Source organism: Xenorhabdus budapestensis (genome assembly GCF_002632465.1).
Taxonomy (GTDB): Bacteria; Pseudomonadota; Gammaproteobacteria; order Enterobacterales; family Enterobacteriaceae; genus Xenorhabdus; species Xenorhabdus budapestensis.
In genome coordinates, this window is record NZ_NIBS01000005.1 from 11,210 (window position 1) to 38,027 (window position 26,818).

A 26,818-nucleotide genomic window follows, 5' to 3' on the forward strand; every position below is an offset into this window, starting at 1 on the left:
AATTAAAGAGAGGTCAATTAATCCAACGGGTGACCCTTGATCCAACTATGTGTAACGGGTATTTCTGTATTGTGACTCTCATTTTTCACGAAAGGAATTTTGCCGGAGAAGATATTTTTCTGAGCTTCGTTAGCAAGACCTGTGATGGAATCCGGCAGGTTAACTCCCATATTTTTACCTCTATCGTAGCCTGTTACAGATTGATGCCCGATTTGTTGGGTATTGACGGATACCGGCCCCTGTGTGCTGTCAATCCGGCTGCCGATTAAGTGGGTTTTACCAGCGACATCCAGATTAACTCCGTTAGTACCGTTGATGGTTGATTGCTCACCAATGGTTTCCTGATCGAGAGTATCGTAATTACTCTTGAGCTTCCCACTATACCCTTTGAAGGCCTCGGTCAGGCGATCAGTCAGACTTGGGGGTTCCTTATTGGCTTTTTCATCGTTGGTTACCGCTGTTTCAGGTGAGCTTTCGGGTGAGTTGCTGTCAACAACCGGTAGGGTCGTTTTATGGGAATTATCTCCTTTGACGGTTTTGCTATACCCTAATCCTGCATCCAGACCGATATTCAGGCTATCAGTTCTATTTTTTAGGCTTTCAACATTAAGGTTGCCACCGATATTTCCCGTCACTTGATCTGCGGCGATATTAGTTCCCTTGAGGGATGTATCCCGGGCACTGGTCAATACAACATTATCCCCAGAAACCTGACTGTTTTGGTGAGTGACTTTGTTCAGGTGATCGACACCGAATTTAACTTCACCACTAATATTGTATTTGTTGTCGATGATGCTGTTATTTGTTTCTCCATTATCTCCGGTATTATCACTGCCTTCATTATTACGAGCTTTACTGGATACACCACCTTTACCTTTAACGTCAAAGTTCCAGCCATTATTGTTAGTTGTATCCTGAGCAGCAGCCAGTTCAATTCCACCACGTTGTGCAGTCAAATCTACTTGTTTACCAGAGACATTCGCACCTTGTAGTGTCAGATTATTGCCCGCATTCAGATTGATACCTTGCCCACCGGTGATAGTACTAGTCTGGGCTGTGGTACTGTTCTGTTGGCTGGTGTTATAGCCTACCCCTGCACTGCCACTGAAGTTTTTACCATCTGGATTAGTGCCCCCAGTTAGGGAAAGTTCTCCACTATAGCCGTAATTGTTCTGTTCTCTGCGATTGGTAGCCTGATTGAACTGAATATTTCCGCCAGAACTAACGTTTGTCCCGCCATTGCCCGCATTCATGGATGTTCCCTGATAACGTGCATCTCTGGTCACCTGAACATGAATACCATTTTGGGCATTGATATTGCTGGTAACGGCATTGTTATTGCTGGTGGATTCTGCCTGATAGCTGCCGTTACCTTTGCCATTGACAGAAAGGTCACTGCCTGTGCTGGTGTAAATGCGCAGACGGGCATCGCCAACAGTATTAGAAGAATTGCTGTTCTGACGATTGTAGGCTGCTTCACTGGTATGGCTGCCAGCAGTCAGTGACACGCCGCCTTTGTTCGCCTGATACTGGGTGCCTTGATCGTAAACATCTCCATTGGTAGTTACTTTGATATCATCGGCTTTAACAGTAGTCACTACAGCATTTGATTGATAAGTATTGGTGTTATTACTTTTGCCGTTCATGGCAAGCTCAAGACCCGCATTTGGCAATCCGGTTTTTGAGATCGCGGTATCCAATTTCCCGTCGGTTGCGGCTTTGGCCGTTTTTTCCACCGGACGGGACGTTGCACTGTAATCGGCTGAACCACTGATTTCACCACCTACCTGTAATTGGCTTGTGGAATTTGATTCTGTATTGGCAGTCGCAACATTTTTAATACTGCCCGCATTAGCCTGATAAGTTCCTTGTACCTGATATTGAGTGCCTTGTTGTTTCAGTTCTCCCATTGCGTTCAGTTCAAGGTTGCCATTGATCTGAGTATTTGACACTACCGCAGTGGTACGGTTCTGGGAATGAACATTATTGGAATAACCACCCTCGGCTCCACCTCCGATCCTATCCATGCCACCAGTAGCGAATACACCGCCACGGACTTTGGCCTGTGAATTCTCGGTTGTTGTATGATCTTCCGCTGCCAGCAGAGCGATGTTATCACCCGTAATTTTGGCGTCACCCTGTGTTGTTACCAGTTTTGCGCCTGTAAGGGTGACATTTTTTCCTGAGTTTATGGAAAGGTGGCTACCGTGCAACTCCGCCTGATGCTGTGCGGTGGAGTGGGTTTTCTGACTATCGACGGTATGTTCAAAACCGACACCAGCACGGTATTGCTTATCTTTCGTCTCATTAGTGTAATAGTGCCAGTCAAGATTGGTTTTTTCCTGCTGATACTTATTTTGTGCATCAACGGCAAGTACATTGATTTTGCCTGATGTATTCAGATTCAGCTCTCCTGCGCTTTTCGCCAGACTGCCAATGACATTGATATCTTTGTTACTGAGTAATTTCAGGTCAGCATCAGAAATTAACTGGCTACCGGAGCTAGTTTGCTGGTTTGTTTGTTCCTGATTGGAATTTTTGGTGATATTAAAGATTGTGCCCTTTCTCTCATCAACTTTTTTATAGGCATGACTAACAGCATTATCGATGACTAACTGCCCATCATTAGCTTCAACATACGCTCCTTGTTGCGCTTTTACCTTACTGCCGGTAATGGTGACACCATTTATTCCAGTCAGCAGTAAATGCCCATCTGCCTTGATGTCAGAGGCATGGTGTGTTTCCACTTTATCCTGGTTGTCTTTATTGCTGCCACCTGCAATGCCACCCCAATAGTGTTTATTTTTCTCAATGAGGTGATCATTGACGAGGGATTGCGTAGAGACTTTTACCTGTTGCCCTGCTGAAACAATCAGGTTTTTGCCTGAATGTACCTGAGAGCCGATAATTTCAGCATTAGCTCCTGCGTTGATCCCGAGATCTCCCCCTGCGTTCAACTCACTGTTGACACTGCGCTGAGCAGTATTGGCCTTTGTCCAGTTACCAGTTTGCAGTGCCAGGGAATGATTCTTTTTATAGCCTGTTTCAATGGTCATTTCTGATTCCACTAAACCAGCCAGTTTTACATCTTGTTTAGCGGATATGGAAAGCTGGTTTCCGGCGGTAATTTTACTGCCAAGTATTTCGGCATGGCCTTCACTAGCGGTCAGATGAACATTTTCCCGCGCTTTGAGGGAATTTCCTTCATATTGGTACTTTTCACTCTCAATAGTGACATCATTCTGCCAGGATAATCGCCATTTATTGTTGATATTACGGTCAAGCTGGTGAAGTTGCTGACCATCCAGCTTCAGATTGGCGCCGGTTAGTTTGATATTATCCCCTGCAATATCGGTTGCCATCACCTGATTATTCTGGTGGGCGATTAGTGTGATGTTCTTACCGGTAAGTTGAGTGCGGGCAATGGATTCGTTAATTTGCTTTTGCGAGGTATGGACGCCGCTAAAACGGCTTTCATAATTATCATCGCCTGTTTCATGTGATGAAGTCCGGTTAAGGCGACCTTGAAACCGCAGATTTTTGCCCTGTAATGTAATATCTCCGCCTTGCAGGTTAGCGGCCTCCAATTTCACATCACCGTGGGAGGTAAGGTAAATACCATCATCGGCAGTCATCTTACCTTGCAGATTGACTCCGCTTCCTTCTGCAGTATTCAACAGACGAATACGTCCCGCTTGCATACTACCGAGGTAGTAACTATCAAGTGCGCCCATGTCTGATTGCTGTGATGCCAGGATCTGACCATCCGCTGTAATCTGATTATTTCCCATTGTGATATTGAGCGTTTTTGGGATGATGACTTTGCCGTTGATATCAACTCTGGGGGCGATAAGGTTCAGAACATCATTGTGGGACAAGCCATTGTTTCTGATATTTAAGGCATTTTGGTTATCGAAGTTCTTGAATCCTTGCAGGATACCATTTTCAACTAACGGGTTACCGACAACCAGAGATGCCTGATTCGTGTTGATAAAGCCACAGCCGTTGCAGGTGATGCCGTTGGGGTTTGCCAGCACATAATCGGCGGCCATGCCGAAGATCTCTTGTTTACCGAGTAAGAATGAAGGGTTGCGACTGACTACTTCATTCAGAATGATACTGGCTGCCTGCCCATTCAAATTACTGTTAGCTGATAACTGCCCGGCCAGTTCGGATTGATCATTAACCAATGAATTATTTAATACAGCCCCCATTTGGTTGACGTTAAAATCCTGATACTGGTTATGGGATAAACCCGAATCGGAAGGGGCTACGATATTAACGACTGTAGCACCTGTTACTGCAATGGTGACATCCGGGCGATGAGCTGCATCACCACCGGGCGTAATGCCGTTGGCAAAACTGGTTGAACAAGTTGTCAGAATAATTGCCATTGATGCAGCAAGTTTCCCCGTAGGAGATAATCTGAACTTTTTTCTCTTCATATTATTACCTCTGTTTACTTTCTTTCTTGTGAGTGTGCAGCTACCTTGGGAGAAGGTTCCCAAGTTGGCTACGGTTAAAAAATCTGATGATTTAATAAGCTAAAAAGTGTAAGAAAAACGGGTTAACAGCTGCATGGGTTCATCCTTACCCTTATTTTTATGGGCTAGCGTTTTGCCGCGGCTCATCTCAACATCGGCAAAGAAATGTTGATAGCGCAAAGCCATACCAACACTTAATCCCGCATTGCTCTTCCATGATTCCTGGTGGTTGTAACTTTTGATCTGGCCGATATCTGCGCCGATACGTAGGGTAAGTGAACTTTCAGACAGCGGTATTGAATGGGATAAGGTATTTCTCAGATACCAGCCGTTATCTGCGGAAAGTGTATGATTGCTGAACCCCCGCACAGTATTACGGTCGGTAATATTGAGCCACTCAACACTGGGTAATCCTTTTGGGCTGTACTGAGCGTAAAACTGGCTATTAAACCGGTACGGCATGGCAAATAATTTGAAGTGCTGCTGTAAATTTACTGATAGCTTCCCTTTGGTGAATTGCTTATTCAGGTTGTCTGTGGAGGTTTGAGCACTGAACCACGGCGTTCCTTGCTCAATACCGGCTTCAAAAGTGATAAGTCCACTGGGGATAATTTGTAAGTGACTGATTCCAAGTGAAAACACAGTTAATGTCTGGCTACTGTGCCTAAGTTTCTCAAGACCGAAATAGTTGTTGTAATTCTTGTAGACAAATTGGCTGTTGGCCGTCGAGAGCTGCGATTGATTACGGTGGAATATCCAATCCATACGTACGCCCGACTGTTGTGAATTACCATGCAGTTTGCTCGAATGTTTCTGTAATTTTGGATGGCTTGTGTAGCGGGAATAGCTGGTAAAGCCGCTGAAAGTCACAGCCCCGTAAGGGAGTGAATAGAACAGAGTGGCGGCCCGGTTATATTGGCTATTGGGTTTATCGAGGGTACTGACACCGCTGAGGCTGATGAAATCGGATAATCCCAAAGGGCTGTCGATACTGGTATTCAGCCGACTAATCCATTTACCAGTACTTTTTTGCCCATAGTTATCAGTTATTACGGTGATCCGCCACGGGGGGGAATGTTGGTTATGCAGCCTGATGATAGAGCCGCCATTAACTGTACCGGGCAGAATATCAAGCGTTGTTTTGTTTGATTGTAGGCGATTCGACTGATCCAGCCCTTGATCCAACTGATTGAGATTCAAAGGTTGATTGATCAATCCGGGGAATAACATCCGGCTGTTAACCCAGTGATCACCGCCTTCAATGGTTTCGACGAACCCTTCAACAACATTGAGTCCCAATTCTCCACGGTGATTGGGAGGTATAAATTGTACCCGAGCTGTAATATAGCCTTTGGCAAGATAGAGATTAGTGATTTCTGCTGTCAGTTTGTTGATGTCATTGTTAGTAATGCAATCATCGGACAATGCACTGAGTATATTCAGATCTGCCAGAGAGAGCAGAGTCATTCCTTGAAGATAAACACCATTGATATCCAGACATGGTGGTGCTTCAACCAATACAGGTGATACGGTTTGTGGCGAAGTGTTATCAGTACGATCAATAAATCCTTGATGTCGGCGTTGTTCAATTAACCGGCCTATTTCTCGTGAACTGTCCTGTAAGGTTCTTCTGGCTTCATCCATTGTGGATTCAGTCATAGATAGTGCGGAGTCGGGAGTTTCAGGCAATGAAATTACCTTAAAAGAGGTAGATAATAAGACGATGATTGCTGTATTTTTGAACATCGCAACACCCAAATGATAATGGTTAAGTTGAAAAGTAACTTGAGATCTATTGGATATAGTTATAATGGTTCACTAATTAATCATTTAAGCATAGAAATTATTTTATTTGGCTCTGATTAACGGGATCAGTCTGCCTTATATGATTATTTATAGTTATATATTTAACTTAACCATTTACTATTACCCATTTTAGTTATGTTTTGTCGTGTGATTTAAAACTAACTCAAATGAGAAGTGGATTTAACTGAAATTTCAAATAAATGGTGGAAAGACACGAGTTTTGTTTTTCAAAAATTCGTGTTTAAAAGTGTGATATTGGTTATTAATAGTGCATGTGATTATTAATTTATACATTCTTATTTATTGAGAAAATAATCACTATATAAAAATCTTACTTTCAAAAAACAAAAGAATGAAATATAAACAAGGAAAAAGTGAATTAAAGTAAATTAATAGAGGGAGGTAATGTGGGAAAGTATTATTCAGCCAATGAATAATATTCATTGGCTGAAAATTTATTGCTTAAAACTTATTATTTAAAATCTGATGAATAAGATATTAAGCAACAATTGGCGCACGCCAGTCGTCAGCACCAGAAGTACCGGCAGTAGTGTGTTCCCACTCGATCTTACGGTAAGACAGAGAAACACGAATCAACTGAGTGAATTCAGATTTTGCTGGATCTTGGCAGTGTGGCATTTTGCAGTCGATATCAACGATAGTTGCATCTATCAGTTTAGTAGTAAAGAAGTGCTCTTGTTTACCTTCGATAGAAGTACGATACCACTTCAGTTCTACAGTTGTTAACATTTCGCCTGAAGCCAGTGCGTTGTAAAGCAGAGGAACTGCTTTATTCAGTGCAACGGTGAAGCGGAATGGTTTATGTGCACGCTGACCAGAAGGCTGACCAGACTGTGGATCAGTTGGAACAGTAACAATGTGGTCAAATTCTTGAACCAGCATTTCGTCTTCGTGACCCTGAACAAAGATATTACCTACTGATTCAGCAGTGAATGCGCCAGCAGTGATATTACCCTGAGTTTTTCCGTTGATGGAAATATAACATGGAGTTGGCATATGAATATCCTATAAAAATTTACCAATATAAATATAAGTGTAAGTGCTCATTCCTTGCGTGATGATTCCATTCATTGATGAAATGAAATTAGCGATGCCGAACACTTGGGGCGAATAATAAAGCTGAAATTGTCTGATGCAATGTTATTTGTAAATTGCAAGACGAGTTTAAATTCAATGACAAATAAAAATTTTATAATCATTGCCGTCGTAATATTTATGGCTAAATTTTTATAAAAATCAAGGCTGTTTCTCTGTATAAAAATCAATCTTCATATTTTTGATTTATGTAACATGTTGATAATAAGTGTGTTTTTATTTTTGAATAATATAATTTTTATGATCATTTATAAAGTGTGATGTGCGTCAAAAAAATGAGTTGGATAAGGTTTTTAATGGAGAATAATTAATCTAAATAAAATAAAAAATATACTTTATGATAATCATAGGTCACAAATTTGCAGACTATATTTTATTCACAAGATATGAAAAATATTCCTTTATATACAATTGACAGGTAATCGGTCTATATACTCTTATAGAGAGTAAAACCAAAGTTTTATCTATTTTGTAAGGAAAAAATATTTATAAGTTTCCAGAAAACACCATAAAGGTACTAAAAGCCAGAATAGAGGGGGTTATCAATAAGTGTTTTGGCTTTACATCAAAAAAATAAAGTGTCAAACTCGCTATTGACGATTTTTTATATCGATGTTAATTCCACTATTGGATAGAATATTTCTGTATCTTTATCTATATGCTGATATATAAAAATCTATTTGTTCCTGCAAATACAGTTGTCTTGCGCAGCCTATTTCTTTAGGAAGGCCTGCTGCGTTTGTTATACGGTTAAACATTGTAATTATTCTCTTACCAATAATGGGTTGTTAGACAGTTCATGGTTGTATTAGCCAAAGGGTTGAAATATGAGTAAGAATAGTCCTGGTAGCGTAGCTCCGAAAGAAAGAATTAATATTAAATATGTTCCTAATACCGGCGACCAGACCGCAGAAGTTGAATTACCTCTGAATCTTCTGGTTATTGGTGACTTGAAAGGAAAGAAAGAAGATACGCCAATTGAAGAACGACAGACCGTTTCCGTGAATAAAAATAATTTTAATGCGGTAATGAATGAGGCGAACATCAACCTGACTTTTAACGTCCCTAATCGCCTTGAAGAAAATAGTGAAGAAGATCTACCAGTTAATCTGGAAATTAAATCACTGAGTGATTTCTCACCGGATAATATCGCCAAGAAAGTACCAGAGCTGAATAAACTGCTGGAACTGCGTGAAGCATTAGTTGCATTAAAAGGCCCTCTGGGAAATATCCCCGCATTTCGCGCTCGCTTGCAGTCACTGCTGGATGATGAATCCGTTCGTGAGCAACTCCTGAAAGAACTTGAAATCATCAATAAAAAATAACTCGTTAAAGGAATTTTAAATGGCTCAGCACGAAGAAAACAGCACAGCACTTGCTTCTGGCGCAACGACTTCTCTGCTTGATGAAATCATGTCTCAAGCGAGGATGACTCCTGAAAATGATGGCTATTATATTGCAAAACAGGGTGTAGCAGCCTTTATTGGCAGCATTCTGGATACAGGCTCTAACGAAGAACCTATCAACAAACTTCTCGTTGATAAAATGATCGTTGAGCTTGATAAAAAGCTGAGTGAGCAGATGGATGAAATCATGCACGCTAAGCCGTTCCAGGAGCTGGAATCTTCCTGGCGTTCACTGAAAATGCTGGTGGATCGCACTGATTTCCGTGAAAACATCAAAATCAACGTTATTCATGCGACTAAAGATGAATTGTTGGAAGACTTTGAATTCTCTCCTGAGATCATTCAGTCTGGTTTCTACAAACATGTTTACTCCACGGGTTACGGCCAGTTCGGTGGTGAACCTGTTGCTGCCGTTGTTGGTAACTATGCTTTTAGCAACACCACTCCTGACATCAAATTGATGCAGTATGTCAGTTCGGTAGGAGCAATGGCTCACGCGCCATTCCTCTCTTCTGTTTCACCTGAATTCTTCGGTGTTAACAGCTTTACTGATCTGCCAGCTATCAAGGATCTGAAATCCGCATTTGAAGGCCCGTCACACACCAAATGGCGTTCATTGCGTGAGTCTGAAGACTCTCGCTACCTGGGCTTAACCGCGCCACGTTTCCTACTGCGTCTGCCATATTCTACCGTTGAAAATCCAATTAAAAACTTCAACTATCAGGAAAATGTCAGCCGTGACCACGAACACTATCTGTGGGGTAACACTGCTTATCTGCTGGCAAGCTGTCTGACTGACAGCTTCGCTAAATACCGCTGGTGTCCGAACATCATCGGTCCACAAAGTGGCGGTGCAGTAAATGATCTGCCAGTCCATCTGTATGAAGCAATGGGTCAGGTTCAGGCGAAGATCCCAACTGAAGTACTGATTACTGACCGTCGTGAATTTGAACTGGCGGAAGAAGGCTTTATTACTCTGACCATGCGTAAAGGCAGTGATAACGCTGCATTCTTCTCCGCAAACTCGGTTCAGAAACCAAAAATTTTCCCAAATACCCGTGAAGGGAAAAGTGCGGAAACCAACTACAAGTTGGGTACTCAGTTGCCATACATGTTCATCATCAACCGTCTGGCGCACTACATCAAAGTATTGCAACGTGAGCAGATCGGTTCCTGGAAAGAGCGTCAGGATCTGGAGCGCGAACTGAACATGTGGCTGAAACAGTACATCGCTGATCAGGAAAACCCACCAACTGACGTTCGTAGCCGCCGCCCACTGCGCGCCGCTGAAATCAAGGTATTGGACGTTGAAGGCGATCCAGGCTGGTATCAGGTGGCAATGCAGGTTCGCCCACACTTCAAATACATGGGTGCAAGTTTCGAACTGTCTCTGGTCGGACGTTTGGATAAGGAATAATCATGGCTGCGCTGTACAGTTGGAACAGAGGCAGCTCTGCCAGTCTGTTCGAGCGCATTCAAGGGAAGAGCTCCGGCTCTTCCCGTCAGTCAAGGATGCGTGCACTGCTTGATTCTATAAAGAAGCATTTGAACGAAGTGCTGAATACGCGCCCTGGTGCCTGCCAGAGTGCCATTGAGCTGGGTGTCATTGACCTCAATGATGCAACTGCAACGTCAGTGGATTTCAAACAAAGTATCGAGTGGGCGATAGAAGAGTGCATCAGAAATTATGAGCCCAGAATATCAGCGGTTTCTGTCAGTGCCATCAATGATGATTCAGATCCGTTGTTATTGAGCTTTCATATCAGTGCTGAGATTTCCCTGGATGATATCAACGATGTTGTGGAATTCAGCATCCAGTTGGATAACAACCGGCGCTATTGCCTGGAGCGAACTCAATAAATGTCATTTGAAAAATATTTCAGAGATGAGCTGAACTATTTGCGACAACTGGGGAAAGAAGCCGCAGTTGAGCGTCCTCATCTTGCCGCATTTCTGTCTGAACAAGGCTCTGATCCCGATGTTGAACGTTTGCTTGAAGGTTTTGCATTTCTGACAGGCAATCTGCGGGCAAAGATTGATGATCAGTTCCCGGAACTGACTCACGGCTTGCTCAATATGCTCTGGCCTAATTACCTGCGTCCGACACCTAGCATGACCATCATCGAATATACCCCTGATGAGAGTGTTGTGACGAAAGCAACACAGGTTAAGCGCGGCACACAAATTATGAGTAATCCGCTGTCAACTCATGATGATATTTACTCGAACGACCATTCTTTGAACGGACAATCGAGTGGCAAAAGAGACGATCATAGCCGCTGTACTTTCACATTGTGCCGTGATGTCTGGCTTTTTCCGCTCTCCATTCAGGACATTTCCGTTAATAATAGTAATGAGCAAGGGATTATTGGTCTGAATTTTGCTTCGAAAACGGAACTGAACCTGCATGAACTGGAGCTGGGTAAATTGCGGTTCTATCTGAGTGGTGATGACTATACCACTTCTCAACTCTATTTCTGGCTCTGCTATTACTTCAGAAAAGCAGAATTGGTGATTGGTGATACGGTGATTCCTCTGCCGGATTTTGACTTCGTACCGGTTGGATTTGAACGGGAAGATGCGCTGTTGCCTTATCCCAAAAATGCTTATATGGGGTATCGCATTTTGCAGGAATATTTCTGTTTTGCGGAAAGTTTCCTGTTTTTTGACGTTAAGGGATTCCCTGAATTTCCTGAAGATCTCAAAACCAAAGATTTCAAACTGAATTTACATTTTTCTCAGGCGTTACCACCAGAAGCTAAGATTCGCCACGATACTTTCCGTCTGCACTGTACGCCGGCTATTAATCTGTTTCCAATGGACAGTGAAGCCATTGAACTGAATGGCAGTCAGACTGAATACCCATTGAAGGCCAGTTATAGCTTTCCTGATAACTACGACATCTTTTCTGTAGATGGTGTTGAAAGTTGGCTGACGGGAGAAAATGGCGAACGCAGTCGGGCACGTATCGGTGAACGAGTTTATACCCCGTTTGAAAGTTTCAATCATCAGATTAATAACGAAGATGAACACTCAATGCGCTATTACCGTCTGCGAGTGAAAGAGTCATCTTTCCGCAGAGGGCTGGAACATTTCATCTCATTTGTACGTGGGGATGAATCAGATCTACTCAGGCTCAAACTAAAAGAGAACGTCTCTATCGGCCTGACATGTACCAACCGTGAATTGCCGTTGCAGCTTCGTGTCGGCGACATTAATTACCCCTCCATCGGCAGCCCGTCATTTGCAACATTCCGCAATATTACGCGTCCGTCAGTACCGCTTTATCCGTTGTTGGATGGTGGTTTGCACTGGTCGTTGCTGTCAAATATGTCGCTGAACTATATGTCATTGCTGGATAAGGATGCGCTGAAACAGGTGCTGCGTACTTACGATTTTCCAAGTATTCACAATCGACAGTCCAAACGATCATCACAGAAACGGCTTGATGCCATTGAAAAGATTGAGACAGAGCCGACAGATCGCCTGTTCCGCGGACATCCTGTACGTGGTTTGCGTTCCACTTTGTATATCCGGCAACAGGCATTCAGTTCGGAAGGCGAGCTGTATCTATTCAGTACGATTCTGTCACGGTTTTTCTCACTGTATGCCAGCGTCAACGCTTTTCATATGTTGAAGGTAATCAATTTAGATAATCAGGAATGTTATGAATGGCCGGTACAGATAGGTCAACACTCGTTGATGTAATCACTGAGCAGGATCCTGCCACACCATTGGCATTGGATATCTCACGATACAACTTTTACCAGCTGGTCGAATTGCTCAATCAGCTGGCGGTAGCGTGGGAAAAAACCGGCGAGACGGATCGGCCTGATCGTGAATCTGTCCGTTTCAAATCCAATGCCAGTCTGGCATTTCCTACTCGTGATGTGATTGCACTGAAGCAGTCTAAGCAAGGGTATTTTGAGCTGGAAGTCTCTTTTATGGGGCTACATGGCAGCCAATCCCCGATGCCGGGTTATTACCTGGATGCACTAGCGTGGGAAGACGCACAAGGCGAAAACCGACTGACGGATTTCCTCAACCTGTTTAACCACCGCTTAATCACGCTCTTGCACCAGATTTGGCGGAAATACCGCTATTACATCTGCTTTAAGCAAGGTGGGGAAGATAGCTTTTCTCAGCGCATGTTCTCGCTGGTGGGATTGGGAAGTGATGTCAACCGCCGGATGCTGAACATCAATCACAGCAAAATGCTGGCGTATGCCGGGTTGCTGGCAAGCCCCGGTCGTTCACCGGAGGTGATATGCAGCCTGGTTTCCCACTGTTTTGATTTGCAGGATGTCACTCTGCACGGCTGGCAATTCAGAAAAGTCATCATCCCCGTTGATCAACAGAATCGACTGGGTGGCACGAATAAAGGGCAAAAAATTGGTGATACCGAACTGTCCGTATTGGGGCAGAACTTCACCATCGGCTCATGGATCGGGGATTACAGCGGAAAGTTTCTGCTCAGTATCAACAATCTGCCCCGTGATCGGTTTCTATCATTCCTGCCGGATGGAAAGAACTATCTCCCGTTGGTGATGTTTATCTCTTTCGTCATGCGCAGCCAGTTTGCCTGGGAATTGCGTCTTGGCCTGGCGGAAAACCAGGTCAGTGGCATGGTGTTGGGGGCGAAGCAGAATAACCATCTGGGATGGACCAGCTTTCTCGGCGAACCAGAAAAGAAACCCTCTGTCACAATTTCAGTTATGGAATAACGACTATGGAAAAACATCAACCAACGCTTTCATTGCGGGTGCTCAACAGTGAGCAACTAGAGAGTGGTCGAGCCGCCAGCTACCAGTTTTCGACACAGGGTGGTACGGTCGGTAGCAGTGAAAGTCACTTGTGGTCTGTTCAGGACAGCCAGGGCAATATCCAGCCATCACAATTCTCTATTCAATGGCGTGATGGTTCATTCTGCCTGCAAGTGCTTGCTGATCCGGTACAGATAAATAATGCCCCACTAACACCGCAATCCGGTCTGATCCGTTTACAACAGGGAGATCAGATTAAGGCGGGTAACTTGTCGATCAAGATCCACGTCAGCTTTTCTGAGGCGGATCGGGTTGACCCTTCGACGGTATCACCGGAGGCGCTGGTTTCCAGTTACAGAAATCCGTTGGATGCCATGATGGAAGGTGTATCGCTACAAAAATCCGTGTTTGCCAAAGATGACAGTATTGCGCCAACCGTAATGCACCGTTTCAGCGATGATCCTCTCAGAGTACTTGATAGTGAGAGTCTGACTACATTGCAACCACAGGTTGAAGCCGATGATACGGAGCAGCTTTTGCCGCCTGATCATTATCAATCCCCCCCATTTGCTAACCCTATTTCTGATAACCGAGGCAGTGTTATGGATCAGGAGTTTCTTGATTTACCGGATATCGCTTCCGATCGGCATTACGAAGATATGGATGTTGATCATGTCGCCATTACCCCTTTGATGCGCGGGCTGGATACACAGTTACCTCTGCATGACACCCAGCAGGCCAACGATTTTCTGCAAGAGATGGGTAAAACCATGAAAGCGGCGATCGAAGGGCTATTGGCGCTCCAGCGTGAACAGCACGGATTACGTGATAAACAGCTTCGTCCTATTGAGGATAACCCACTACGTCTGAATATGGATTATGACACCACCATGCAGGTGATGTTTTCCGATCAGAAAAGTCCTGTACACCTGTCAGCACCCGCCGCCGTAGCGGAAAGCCTGCATAACCTGCAACTGCATTATCAGGCCAACCGGACAGCGATCTCCGCGGCGTTGGATACCATGCTGGAAGCCTTTTCCCCTGAACAATTACTCCGCAGATTCTCACACTATCGCCGTAGTAATGAGGTCAGGAACAAAGATGCGTCCTGGGCGTGGGAAATGTACACCAACTATTACCGCGAATTGGCTTCCAGCCGCCAGCAGGGGTTTGAAAAGTTATTCCGCGAGGTGTACGAGCAGGCTTATGACCGCGCACTGCGTCAGGGCTTAGAGGACGCCAATGATGAAACGTTCCGGTAGTCAGCGCATATGGGCCACAGGGATCTTATTGCTGTCAGTGATATTACTGAACGGCTGTAGCAGCGCATGGAACGCCACTAAAAAAGTTGGGCAGGTCATTTGGGATCCTTCCACTCCTGTGGGAAAACCGAGTGAACAAGCCTCAATTGCCAACATCACATTGCTGGCTGAACCCGATATCAATCCAAATGAAAGTGGTGAACCCGCGCCTGTTGAGATGAATCTGGTTTATCTCAGTGAAGATTCGCGTTTTCTGGCTGCCGACTATGACCAGCTTGAAAGTGACAAGCTCGAAAAAGCATTGGGAAAAAATTACATCGATCATCAGGATTACACCCTGTTGCCGGGGCAATATAAGCCTCTGGAAACGATCACATTGGAAAAGAAGAACCGTTACATCGGTGTCATTGTTCATTATGCAGGCGTCAATCAGTCTGAATGGAAAAAGATCATCCGGGTAAAAGACATGGGTCGCCATTACAACATTTTGGTGCATGTCAGAAATAACGACGTCGAACTTAGAAAAGAGGAGGAGGAGTAATCATGCCAGGAAAAAATCGGGTGATTTGGCACGAAGGATTATTCATCAAGCCACAACATTTCCAACAACAACAAAAACACAATGATTATCTGGCTCATAGTCTTGTCTCCGTGTTGACAGCATACGGTCATGGTTTCAGCTCCCTGAGCATCAATGATGATTTGCTTAAGCTAGGACGTATCGGTATCACCGAAGCCAGCGGCATCATGCCGGACGGTACAGTGTTTTCAGCACCGAGTCAGGATCTGCTGCCAAAACCACTGGATATTGAAAACATCAATGATCTGAAAAGCAAAGACGTCTATCTGGCATTACCGATGTCCAGCGATACCATTCGTGAAGTAGCTGATCGGGATGCTGAAATTCAGAGTGCAGTACGTTACCGCGAATTGCCGAGCGATATTCGTGACCTGCATACTAAAGGTGGTGACTCCTCCATTCTTAATCTTGCTCAATTGACTCCGGTACTGATGCAGGGTTCTGAGGATATGAGTGCCTACACTGCCATTCCGCTGTGCCGCATCAAAGAAAAGCAGAAAGATGGCACAATCGTTCTGGATAACGAATTTATCCCGACCTGCCTGTCCATTTTTATTGCTGACAAACTAAAACGCTTCATGGTGGAAATTGATGGATTACTGACAGAACGTTCAAGAACATTGGCGAAACGCATTGGTTCTCCGGGTCAGCAGGGCGTTGCAGATGTGGCAGAATTCATGATGCTCCAACTGTTGAACCGCGTTCAACCTTTGTTCAATCATTATGCTAAACAAACCGTCCTGCATCCGCTGCATTTGTATACCCAATTGATCCAAACCTGTGGCGAATTGAGAACCTTCACGGACGCAAGCCGTCTGCCGGGAAATATTCTGGCCTATGATCACAATAATCTGACAGATACTTTCCAGGACGCCATGCACGCTATCCGTGATGCGCTGAACGTTGTTCTGACACCACGTGCAACATCAATTGCCCTGAAACAGAACGAAGGTGGTATTCGTGTCGCAACACTCCACGACAACGACTTGCTGCGTAAAGCCGAATTTGTTCTGGCTATCAGCGCTAGCACACCACAGGAACAGTTACGTCGTCAGTTCGTACAGCAAACCAAAGTCACTTCTATGGAACGTATCCGTGATCTGGTCAGCGTTCAGTTGCCGGGTGTACCACTGATTGCGTTGTCCGCAGCACCTCGCCAGTTGCCATATCACTCTGGATATACCTACTTCCGTCTGGATCAGAAGAGTCCGGCATGGAAAGAGATCCAGCAGGGCAATTCCATCGCGTTCCACGTATCAGGGGATTTTCCTGACTTAGATATGCAGCTCTGGGCTATCAGGGGCGGTAAGGAATAATCATGAGTGATATCAATGTTGACAGTCCGTCACTGGAAAAATTTGAAAAACAGGCTGAAACGCTGAAAACGTTTCAGCGCCAGTACCAGCTACCGTTACGTGGTGAAAGCCTTAACCCGATGATCGACGCCGCCACTCCTTTACTGGGGATGGTACTGCGTTTGCAGGACATGAGTGATCAGGCACTGCCAGATAAGCTTTACCAACAGGTTGTTACTGACATTCGCGCTATTGAGCAGCTTCTGCAAACCAAAGGTTATGAACCCGGTGCGATTGTTTCATTCCGTTACGTATTGTGTACCTTCATTGATGAAACCGCATTGGGGCACGGTTGGAACAGCCAGAATGGGTGGTTGAAGCAATCACTATTGGTGCACTTCCACAATGAAACCTGGGGCGGTGAGAAAGTCTTTGTATTGCTCGAACGCCTGATGGGAGAGGCTCAGCGCTACCAGCACCTGCTGGAGTTCATTTACCTCTGTCTCTGTCTTGGTTATCGCGGACGTTACAAAGTCAGTACCCAGAAAAATGACGACTTTGACCGCCTGTTCCGCCGCTTGCAGCAGCAACTTCACTCACTGCGTGGAGAAGCACCACCGACCACGCTGTATGTCAATATCAACGAACGAGATGCGCGTTATCGCCTGAGCAGGCGTTTGAAAATCAAACATCTGTTTGTGATAAGCGTCGGTCTGCTGATTGCGATTTATAGCTTTTATGCCATCCGCCTCGGTGATCAGACTCAAGACATATTAAAGCAGCTAAATAACTTATTAAGATAGGAAGTCGTCATGATTCAGATTGATCTGCCCACTCTTGTAAACCGTTTAAACCCGATGGCCCGTCATGCACTGGAAGCGGCGGCGGCATCCTGCGTCAGTCAACAGCAACCTGAGATCACGGTTGCTCAACTGCTGCTGCAAATGATCGATACACCACTCAGTGATGTGCGTTTGATCCTTAATAAAGCAGACGTCGATAAAGATTTGCTGAAAGAGCAACTCGATCAGGTGGTCGCACATCATCAGGCGATTGTACAAACTTATCCGAACTTTTCTCCAATGCTGGTGGAATGGTTACAGGATAGCTGGCTGCTGGCTTCCACCGAAATGCAACATCCCGAACTGCGCAGTGGCGTAATGTTGATTGCCTTGTTATTCAGCCCACTGCGCTATCTGGCTCCGCAGTCTGCGCGTTTGCTGGCAAGCATTAACCGTGAACTGCTGCGCCAGAACTTTGCTGAATGGACAAATGGCTCTGCCGAACAGCCTTTCAGTGCCAGTGATAAAGAGGGGCAAGGTGTACATCCGGCAAACAGTGACAGCTTGCTGGCGCGCTTTACCCAGAACATGACTGAGCAGGCTCGTCAGGGCAAACTCGATCCGGTACTGTGCCGTGATAATGAAATCGACCTGATGATCGACATTCTTTGCCGCCGTCGTAAAAACAACCCCATCGTTGTGGGTGAAGCAGGTGTAGGTAAAAGTGCTCTGATTGAAGGTCTGGCGCTGCGTATCATCAATGATCGTGTACCAGATAAACTGCGTAACAGTGAATTGCTGACTCTGGATCTCGGTGCGTTGCAGGCAGGAGCCGCAGTCAAAGGTGAATTTGAAAAACGTTTCAAAGGCATTATGACTGAAATCAATCAGTCATCTGTGCCGATCATTCTGTTTATTGATGAAGCCCATACCCTGATTGGGGCAGGTAATCAGGCCGGCGGACTGGATATCTCCAACCTGATGAAACCTGCACTGGCGCGTGGTGAATTGAAAACCATCGCTGCAACGACATGGAGCGAGTACAAAAAATACTTCGAGAAAGACGCGGCATTGTCCCGTCGTTTCCAGTTAGTAAAAGTCTCTGAACCCAGCGCAGCAGAAGCAACCATCATTATGCGTGGCCTGCGAGCCATCTACGAGCAGGCACATGGGGTCCTGATCGACGATGAAGCACTGAAATCCTCAGCCATATTGAGTGACCGTTATCTCTCTGGTCGTCAGTTGCCGGATAAAGCGATTGATGTTTTGGATACCGCTTGTGCCCGCGTAGCTATTAACCTGACATCGCCACCGCGTCAGATTTCCTCCCTGACGACCGAACTTCATCAAATGCAGATGGAAATCGATGTGCTGGAAAGAGAACAGCGGATGGGGCTGAACGAACATGCAGAAAGACTGGAAGAGCTGCAAAACCAGCAACAAGAGATCCAGGAGCAACTGACCACTCTGGAAAACAGTTGGCAGCAACAGCAGGAACTGGTGAAGCAGATCATCGAATTGCGCAGTCAGCTGTTGTCTGGTGATCAAGCAGAAAATAACACGAGCGAACAAGAAGAAACTGCCGCAGAACCAGCCGATGAACAATCTCTGATCGAAAAACTGGCACAACTCAACGCACAATTGGCTGAACTTCAGCAGAAACAAACACTGGTTTCTCCGCATGTGGACAAAACCCAGATTGCCGCTGTTATCGCTGAATGGACGGGTGTTCCGTTGAACCGCTTGTCACAGAGCGAACTGTCAATCGTGACTGAATTGCCTATCCATCTGGGACAGAGCATCAAAGGGCAGGAAATTGCTATTCAATACCTGCATAAGCACCTGTTGACCGCACGTGCTGACCTGCGTCGTCCGGGACGTCCTCTGGGAGCATTCCTGTTGGTAGGGCCAAGTGGCGTTGGTAAAACCGAAACCGTATTGCAACTTGCTGAACTGATGTTTGGTGGTCGTCAGTACCTCACCACTATCAACATGTCTGAGTTTCAGGAGAAACACACCGTTTCACGTCTGATCGGTTCTCCTCCGGGTTATGTGGGATACGGAGAAGGCGGCGTGCTGACCGAAGCTATCCGTCAGAAACCTTATTCCGTTGTCTTGTTGGATGAAGTGGAAAAAGCTCACCCGGATGTGTTGAACCTGTTCTATCAGGCATTCGACAAAGGTGAATTAGCAGATGGTGAAGGCCGTATCATCGACTGTAAAAACGTCGTGTTCTTCCTGACCTCCAATCTGGGCTACCAAACCATTGTTGATTACGCCGAGCAACCAGAGCAGATCAATGATCAGCTTTACCCGGAACTGGCGGCATTCTTCAAACCTGCCCTGCTGGCTCGTATGGAAGTGATCCCTTACCTGCCGCTGGGCCATGAAACGCTGAAAACTATCATTCGGGCCAAATTGGACAGACTGGACAAACTATTGTCCCAACGCTTCAACGCAGAAGTCACTATCAGCGATGATGTGGCCGAAGAGATCCTGCAACGTGCTACCCGTACGGAAAATGGTGCCCGTATGCTGGAATCCATCATTGACGGTGCACTGTTGCCGCCAGTTTCACTGTTGCTATTGCAGAAAATGGCAGCAGGCACCCCAATCCGTGCCATTCGTTTAACCGTGGCAGAACATGAGTTCCACGCAGAGGTTGAGGAGGCAGAATAATGAAACAGCGGCTGAAAAGCGCGTTAGCGTTATTGGAAGATAACACCATTGAACAACTGGTTGACCACTTTTTGCTGGTGAGCCAAAGCTCGCGTTTTGATGCCCTTTTAGTTTTCCTGCTTAACAGTCATGAGAACAGGCTAGAATGCTGTAATTTGCCAAACATCAATCTGCCAGATCTTAACTTACCAGAACATCAGCAAACCAGCTCACGCAGGCTGCATGTGGATATTGATGATGTCAATAACCCATTGATACAAGTGCTGCGTAAGGGAACCTCAACGTTATGGGATTCCCTTAACCACGGAGCACGTATTGACGATATTCACTTCCGCACATTTATTGCAGAGCTGCCGCATAACTGCGGGTTGTATGCCATTCCTCTGTTTGACTACAACGGACAGGCTTGCGGTGTTATTGCCATTTTTGCCGAAAATGTCAGCCATTTTATCAACAATGAAAACATGTTCGGCATCTATTGCCATGTCATGCAGCACCGTCTGAAAAAGTTGCAGGAACTTGAACAACTGCGTGGGCAGTTACGCCAGATCCGTCAGGTATTTCAGGTCCAGCGCCAAAAAGAAAAACAATTGGATGAACTGCTTGCCTCCCTGAGTGAATCGAAAAACTCAAGGGCAGGCAGTATCTCCGTGGATTACAGCCACATCGATAATCTGCCAAAAGCCATAGAAGAATTTGAAAGTGCCGTGTTGGTTCAACGTCAGCGTCAATATGGCAATGACACCAGACTGATTGCTCAAAGTCTGGGCATTGCTCAGCGCACGTTGGTTTACAAACTGGCAAAATACGGGTGTAGATTATGAATATTGTGTTAATTATCAGCTCATTACTTGCGTCATTGGCAGGCGATCCCAAACTTGCGGAGATGGCAGGGGCAAAAGAAATCGCAGAGTCCAAACCACAGGAAGTGGCTGTACAAGAAGTGATTGTACAACAGGAAAAACAATTGAGTGCACTGCAACAATGCCGCTTTGAGCCATCTCCTCTTATCCGACTGGCATGTTATGACAGGGAGTTGGATAACCTTAAGGTCAATGCTTTGCCTGTGACGCTGGAAGACATGGGGCCTTTATGGCGGAAAGCGATGGAGCAGGAAATGCAACGTACCGATTATTCCACCGGTTTCATCGTCACACAGGGAGAAAACGGTACAACCCGGATAGTCCTGACCACCCCTGCAATCGGGGTTCCGCCACCGCGGCCTGTCTTGATGCTGAGCTGCATTGATCGCATCACCCGTTTGCAGGTAGCTTTGCCTAAACCGGCGGAGTCGGGGGAGGTCACTATCACGACAAACAAAACCCAGTTCAAAACCGAATGGTTCTTGCGGGAACGCGGTTACTTATGGGAATCCAGCCGTGGCTTGCCGGGGATTGATGAAATCAAACGCTTAATGGGCAGCGACCAGATGACCATCACGCCAGGTCAAGGTAGCCAGATAACCTTTAACATTTCTCAGTTGGAGCAGGCCGCGAAACCATTGCGCGAAGCCTGTCGTTGGTAATCGACATGGATATCAGAACACAATTCGACTGGTTCGGCTCCCTGCTGACCCCACTGTCCGACGAACAGATTGGCAAAGCTCTGGATGACAATGAACCGGCATGGGAATTTATTGATGGCGAAATGATTAAATTTGGCTCGCTGTCACATAGCTCGCTGGATATCGGAGAAATCCAGCGACAGGCTCTGCAACTTTTCAGCGAAACCAGCAAAGATTTCCGGTTGATGGTGCACTTGCTGCGAACCCTGCAACACGCAGGCCATCCTGCTGAATTGCTCTTAGCGATAGAGCTGTTGACTGAGTACGTGAAAAACTACTGGGAAAAAGCATGGCCGAACAAACCATTGTTGAAGCGCCGTCTTGCACAGCAGGTGATCAAACGTTTTGATTCTGCTCAGGCAGGCTTTACAGAGCAATCCAGCAAAAATCAACGGGATGATGCACAAGGGGTATTAGCTCATCTTGCACAATGCTGGCACGCGAGTGAACCTGATCTGGCAAAAGAAATTGATCAACTGCGTACCCGTTATAACCGTCAGCCAGGAGCAAGCCCGGCACCATCACAGCCTACTCCTGCGATATCAATGGCACCCAAAGCAGAGACTGAAGCACATTCACATCAGACAGATTCACATCAGGTCAATGAAGTTGCACCAATGCCGGAAGTGGACGTCAATAGCTCCAGCGAAAAAGCGTGGAAACAAACCCTGATGACGGTTTCAGATCTGCTTTGTGAACGATATCCGGAATCACCTATCGGTTATTGCCTGCGCCGTCATGCCGTCTGGCATACCATCACGACGGCACCAATGGCGAATGCCACGGGTAAAACACCGTTGGCACCGACTTCTGCGGATCGTACTGCTGATTATTTGGCAAGGCTGCCAACAGCGGATAACAAGCTGCTGGCGCAGATCGAGCAGAGTCTGACACTTGCGCCTTACTGGCTGGATGGACACGCCATTGCTGCTCAGGCCGCGTTACAACTGGGCTATAAAAATGTTGCACAGGCCATTCGTAACGAACTGAATGCGTTTTTAGAACGGTTACCCATATTAAAAACCTTAAGTTTTTCCGATATGAGTTCGTTTATTTCTACAGAGACTCTGAATTGGCTGGCACCTGAACCGACTGCATCAACCGGAGGCGGTTCGGTGTCTGCTGATCAGGAAGCTATCTGGCAATGTTTCCAGCAGCAAGGGCTGGAAGCAGCCCTGAAAATGTTGGAAGAGCACCAGCAGCAACTCACGGAGCCCCGTGATCAATTCTATGGTCAGTTGCTCAATGCTAAACTTCTTGAAGAAGCTGGCATGACAGCACTGGCACAGCAGCATTACCGGAATTTGTTACACACTGGACAACACATGTTATTGACTCAATGGGAACCCAGCCTACTGACTTTACTGGCTGAAAAAATCCCTTCGCTTGATAAGGATACTGCTTCCAACAGGAGCGTTAACCCATGAAATGGCCCTCTTTGTCATCAATCTCTCAATTGAAATCGGTCTTGCCGGCGCTGGGGAAATTTAAATCCATGCCGCGTCTTAAAGCAACGACGGCACTTATTCTGGCGCTTATCCCCTGTCTGCTCCTGATAGCAGTCTGGTGGTGGGGATCGGAATGGAAAATACGTGAAGATTACCCGCTGGAAAGCCTTGCTGCCCGTTGGTTGGCGACGGCCATTATCATTATGGCTGTGCTAGGTTGGATCGGCATGAAAGCATGGCGTCGCTTGCGTCAGCTTGAAAAACTGAACCTTGACGTTGAACTGAAAGTGGTTGATCCGGTACGCGTAGATATTGAATACCAAGACCGTTACCTCGATCACTGGAAATCTCAGTTACAGCGCCATCTGGACTCCTACAACTACCTGTACGAACGTCCGTGGTACATGGTGATCGGTAGCCAGCAGAGCGGTAAAACTTCTTTGATTAAGGAAGGTTACAAACTGTCTGAAATTGCCGCACCGGAATACCTGCGTCAGGACGGCGAAATTCCTCTGTTGCTGCGTTGTTGGTTGGGGGAAAAAGCAGTCATCATTGACCCCAGAGGCCATCTGATTGACCAGCCCGTTCCGCTGAACAGTGACAAACCGCAGATCAACAGTCGCCTGTGGGAAGCTCTGCTGAACTGGTTGTCGGAAAATCGCCAGCGTCAGCCGCTTAACGGCATTATTCTGACCGTAGACACTTTGCGTTTGCTGACAGATAACCGTGAACAACGGGATCGTTACGTGCGGGAAATCCACCAGCGTTTGCAAGAAATCCGTCTGACCTTCCACAGTCAGTTGCCGCTCTATCTGGTAATGACCAAGATTGACTTGTTGCACGGCTTTGAGGCGATGTACCAGTCACTGGATCGCAAACAGCGTGATCAGATCCTCGGTGTTACTTTCAGTCTCAACAATCACCTTAGCAGCCGTGATGAAAAAGCATGGCGCAGTGAGCTGGAACAATTCTGGCAGAAGTGGATGAACAACCTGAACGGTGCAATGCCGGATATGATGCTGAACAATGTTGATGCCAACCAGCGCAGCGCATTGTTCAGTTTCACCCGTCAGATTCAGGGTCTGCACAGTTATATCGTGCAGATGCTGGAAGACATTTTGTACAATGACGAAAACCATCGTCCGAGGCTGCGCGGAGTTTACCTGACTTCCGCCCATCAGATGGGACAGATGGACGACATATTTACCCAGTCGGCTTCGGCGCAGTATCACCTCGGTACGCAGGCGTTTCCGACATGGCCGACGGGTGACACTTTGCCATACTTCACTCAATCCCTGTTTGAAGACGTATTACTGGCAGAGCCGAATCTGGCGGCAGAAAACCGGATCTGGCTGAGCCGCAATCGCCGCCAGTTGTACACCTTCTCCACCGTTAGTGCGCTGGTCATACTGACAATGTGGGGTGGCTGGCATTACTTCTACCAGAAAAACTATCGGGCAGGGGAAGAAGTGCTGGCAGAGGCGAAAAAATTCCTCTCTGTACCCGCTCCGAAAGGTGATGACAACTACGGTAGTCTCCAGTTGCCGTTGCTGAACCCGATCCGTGACGCAACACTGGCTTACGGCAACTACTACGAGAACAAATCTTTCCTGACGGACATGGGGTTGTATCAGGGCAGCCGGGTAGGGAAGAAAGTGGAAAACACGTATCTGAATCTGCTGGAGCAGCATTTCCTGCCATCCCTGATGCGTGTTCTGTTGGATGACCTGAATAAGGCACCAGCAGGCAGTGAGGAAAAACTCGAAATTCTGCGTGTCATGCGCATGATGGAAGATGAGAGTAAACGTAATAAAGGGTTGGTGGCACAGTATATGCGTGAGCGCTGGAGTAAGGCGTTTTATGGTCAGCGTGATGTGCAGGAGGCATTGCTGACCCACCTGAATTACGCATTGGATCTTTCTAAGTGGAAAGAGAAACGCGATGCAGGCGATCGGGAGGCCATTGATAGCTTCGCTCCGTTTGCGAAACCAATCCGACAGGCTCAGCAGGAGCTGAGCACACTCTCCGTTAAACAACGGGTTTATCAAAACCTGCGTATCAAGGCTCAGGATACTCTGTCAGCGCCTATCAACCTGCGTGATCAGATTGGCCCGAGTTTTGACAGCGTATTTGTCGCCAGTAACGAAAAACGGCTGGTGATACCTCAGTTCCTGACCCGTCATGGCCTTATGGATTACTTCGTCCAGCAGAGTGATAAGTTGGTAGAGCTGACCGAGATGGATAGCTGGGTGCTGAACTTATCGAAGAATAAAGATCAATACAAAGAGTCGGAGCCGTCACAACGTAAAGACAATTACAGTAAAGCAGATCGGGATAGGATTGAGAATGAAATCACTGAACTGTACCTGGCAGATTACACCGCAACATGGCGGGCAGCGATGAACAACCTCGAAGTACGTGATTTTGAGGATTTGCCACAGGCTATCAGTGCCATTGAACAGGTAATTAGTGGTGAACAGCCTATCAAACGGGCGTTACAAATCCTGAGCGATAACACCAACCCGCCGATGCTCGACAGCTCATTGAGCAATACGGAAAGAAATGCGTTATTGGAGAAAAAAGATTACAGCTTATTGACGGATATCAGCCGTGGTTTTGCACAGGAAGCCGGCGTATTGATTGAGCATGGTGATAAGGGCAGTACATTGCAAAGCGTCTACCAGAAATTGATGGCATTGCATCGTTATCTGCTGGCTATCCAGAATTCACCAACACCCGGTAAGGCGGCACTGCAAGCAGTTCAGATGCGTCTGGATAAGAACAACAGTGATGCAATTTTTGAAGTACAGCAGATGGCGAAAAACCTGCCGGAGCCGTTAGATCGCTGGGTTGGAGAACTGGCTAATCAGGCGTGGCGTGTGGTGATGATGGAGGCGGTACGCTCACTGGAAGTGGAATGGCAAGATACTGTCGTCAAACAGTACAACACCTATCTGGCTGGCCGTTATCCGTTCAATCCGAATGCTAAAGAAGAAGTACCGTTAAGCGAATTTGAGCGCTTCTTCCGTCCGGACGGCACACTGGATGCTTTCTACAAGCAGAGCCTGAAACCATTTGTGGCAAACAACCTCACCACGGGTACGGATGGTCGTGAACTGATCCGTCCTGACGTGTTGAAACAGTTGGAGAATGCAAACCGCATTCGCGCCACCTTCTTCTCACCACAAAATGGGTTGGGAACTCAATTTGCCATTGAACCAGTGAATCTGACTGGTAACAAACGCCGTGCTCTGCTGAACCTTGATGGTCAGTTGGTGGATTATACCCACGGCCGCAGTAATGTTGCACGTCTGATATGGCCGAACACCATGCGTGCGGGTACAGAAAGTAAATTGACTCTGATGCCGGACAGAAGCAATCATGCACCGCGCTCTGTCAGCTATGTGGGGCCGTGGGCGCAGTTGCGGCTGATTAACAGCGGCAAACTGACTAACGTTCAACCGGGTTCCTTCGACGTACGCTTTAGCGTAGAGGGAGGTGAGGTGACCTACCGCATCTACGTGGATGAATCGGACAACCCGTTTGCCGGTGGGCTGTTCAGCCAGTTCAAACTGCCGGACACCCTCTATTGAGGTGAAGAGTATTGAAAGTAAAAACTTCTCCTGCCTCCGG

Annotated in this window: 17 protein-coding genes; 14 read left to right on the plus strand and 3 right to left on the minus strand. The window is 46.4% G+C overall.

Annotation, left to right across the window (positions count from 1 at the left end; all coding sequences use genetic code 11):
* Nucleotides 1–17: 17 nt before the first annotated feature.
* The 3 genes from Xbud_RS06685 to Xbud_RS06695 form a co-directional block, all read right to left on the minus strand.
* Nucleotides 18–4,445 carry a hemagglutinin repeat-containing protein gene (locus Xbud_RS06685; RefSeq protein WP_099135341.1) on the minus strand — a complete coding sequence of 1,476 codons (4,428 nt, stop codon included), beginning with the start codon at nucleotides 4,443–4,445 and terminating at the stop codon, nucleotides 18–20.
* 99 nt (nucleotides 4,446–4,544) lie between these two features.
* Nucleotides 4,545–6,230 (minus strand): ShlB/FhaC/HecB family hemolysin secretion/activation protein, encoded by a 1,686-nt coding sequence (locus Xbud_RS06690; RefSeq protein WP_099135342.1) that lies wholly within the window; start codon nucleotides 6,228–6,230, stop codon nucleotides 4,545–4,547.
* Between the two features lie 558 nt (nucleotides 6,231–6,788).
* The gene (locus Xbud_RS06695; RefSeq protein ID WP_099135343.1) at nucleotides 6,789–7,307 is read right to left on the minus strand and encodes an Hcp family type VI secretion system effector; all 519 of its coding nucleotides are present in this window, start codon (nucleotides 7,305–7,307) and stop codon (nucleotides 6,789–6,791) included.
* A 926-nt stretch (nucleotides 7,308–8,233) separates the two neighbouring features.
* On the opposite strand from Xbud_RS06695, the gene tssB reads away from it, so the two are divergent.
* The 14 genes from tssB (at nucleotide 8,234) to tssM (ending at nucleotide 26,778) form a co-directional block, all read left to right on the plus strand.
* Complete coding sequence (tssB, locus tag Xbud_RS06700; RefSeq protein ID WP_038269549.1) at nucleotides 8,234–8,731, plus strand: type VI secretion system contractile sheath small subunit; 498 nt, start codon at nucleotides 8,234–8,236, stop codon at nucleotides 8,729–8,731.
* A gap of 19 nt (nucleotides 8,732–8,750) precedes the next feature.
* Nucleotides 8,751–10,229, plus strand: a complete 1,479-nt coding sequence (gene tssC, locus Xbud_RS06705) for a type VI secretion system contractile sheath large subunit (protein WP_099135344.1) — start codon at nucleotides 8,751–8,753, stop codon at nucleotides 10,227–10,229.
* Nucleotides 10,230–10,231: 2 nt separating this feature from the next.
* Nucleotides 10,232–10,672, plus strand: coding sequence for a type VI secretion system baseplate subunit TssE (gene tssE, locus Xbud_RS06710; protein ID WP_099135345.1), 441 nt, complete (start codon nucleotides 10,232–10,234; stop codon nucleotides 10,670–10,672).
* Entirely contained in the window at nucleotides 10,673–12,520 is a 1,848-nt protein-coding gene (tssF, locus tag Xbud_RS06715; protein WP_099135346.1) for a type VI secretion system baseplate subunit TssF, read from the plus strand.
* Entirely contained in the window at nucleotides 12,484–13,536 is a 1,053-nt protein-coding gene (tssG, locus tag Xbud_RS06720) for a type VI secretion system baseplate subunit TssG (RefSeq protein ID WP_099135347.1), read from the plus strand. Before tssF ends, tssG begins: the two co-directional genes overlap by 37 nt.
* A 5-nt stretch (nucleotides 13,537–13,541) precedes the next feature.
* Nucleotides 13,542–14,837, plus strand: coding sequence for a type VI secretion system-associated FHA domain protein TagH (gene tagH / locus Xbud_RS06725; RefSeq protein WP_099135348.1), 1,296 nt, complete (start codon nucleotides 13,542–13,544; stop codon nucleotides 14,835–14,837).
* Entirely contained in the window at nucleotides 14,818–15,378 is a 561-nt protein-coding gene (gene tssJ / locus Xbud_RS06730; protein WP_416777117.1) for a type VI secretion system lipoprotein TssJ, read from the plus strand. The genes tagH and tssJ overlap by 20 nt, the downstream gene beginning before the upstream one ends.
* Before the next feature lie 2 nt (nucleotides 15,379–15,380).
* Nucleotides 15,381–16,733 carry a type VI secretion system baseplate subunit TssK gene (tssK, locus tag Xbud_RS06735; protein WP_099135349.1) on the plus strand — a complete coding sequence of 451 codons (1,353 nt, stop codon included), beginning with the start codon at nucleotides 15,381–15,383 and terminating at the stop codon, nucleotides 16,731–16,733.
* A gap of 2 nt (nucleotides 16,734–16,735) precedes the next feature.
* Nucleotides 16,736–17,515: a type IVB secretion system protein IcmH/DotU gene (icmH, locus tag Xbud_RS06740; protein WP_099135350.1), complete on the plus strand. Its 780-nt coding sequence runs from the start codon at nucleotides 16,736–16,738 to the stop codon at nucleotides 17,513–17,515.
* Nucleotides 17,516–17,524: 9 nt separating this feature from the next.
* Nucleotides 17,525–20,173 (plus strand): type VI secretion system ATPase TssH, encoded by a 2,649-nt coding sequence (gene tssH / locus Xbud_RS06745; protein WP_099135351.1) that lies wholly within the window; start codon nucleotides 17,525–17,527, stop codon nucleotides 20,171–20,173.
* Between the two features lie 155 nt (nucleotides 20,174–20,328).
* Nucleotides 20,329–20,997, plus strand: coding sequence for a Fis family transcriptional regulator (locus Xbud_RS06750; protein WP_422645768.1), 669 nt, complete (start codon nucleotides 20,329–20,331; stop codon nucleotides 20,995–20,997).
* Nucleotides 20,994–21,698, plus strand: a complete 705-nt coding sequence (gene vasI / locus Xbud_RS06755) for a type VI secretion system-associated protein VasI (RefSeq protein ID WP_099135353.1) — start codon at nucleotides 20,994–20,996, stop codon at nucleotides 21,696–21,698. Before Xbud_RS06750 ends, vasI begins: the two co-directional genes overlap by 4 nt.
* A gap of 5 nt (nucleotides 21,699–21,703) precedes the next feature.
* Nucleotides 21,704–23,164, plus strand: coding sequence for a type VI secretion system protein TssA (gene tssA, locus Xbud_RS06760; protein ID WP_099135354.1), 1,461 nt, complete (start codon nucleotides 21,704–21,706; stop codon nucleotides 23,162–23,164).
* On the plus strand, nucleotides 23,161–26,778 hold the full coding sequence (gene tssM / locus Xbud_RS06765) for a type VI secretion system membrane subunit TssM (protein ID WP_099135355.1): 3,618 nt from the start codon (nucleotides 23,161–23,163) through the stop codon (nucleotides 26,776–26,778). The genes tssA and tssM overlap by 4 nt, the downstream gene beginning before the upstream one ends.
* Nucleotides 26,779–26,818: the final 40 nt, after the last annotated feature.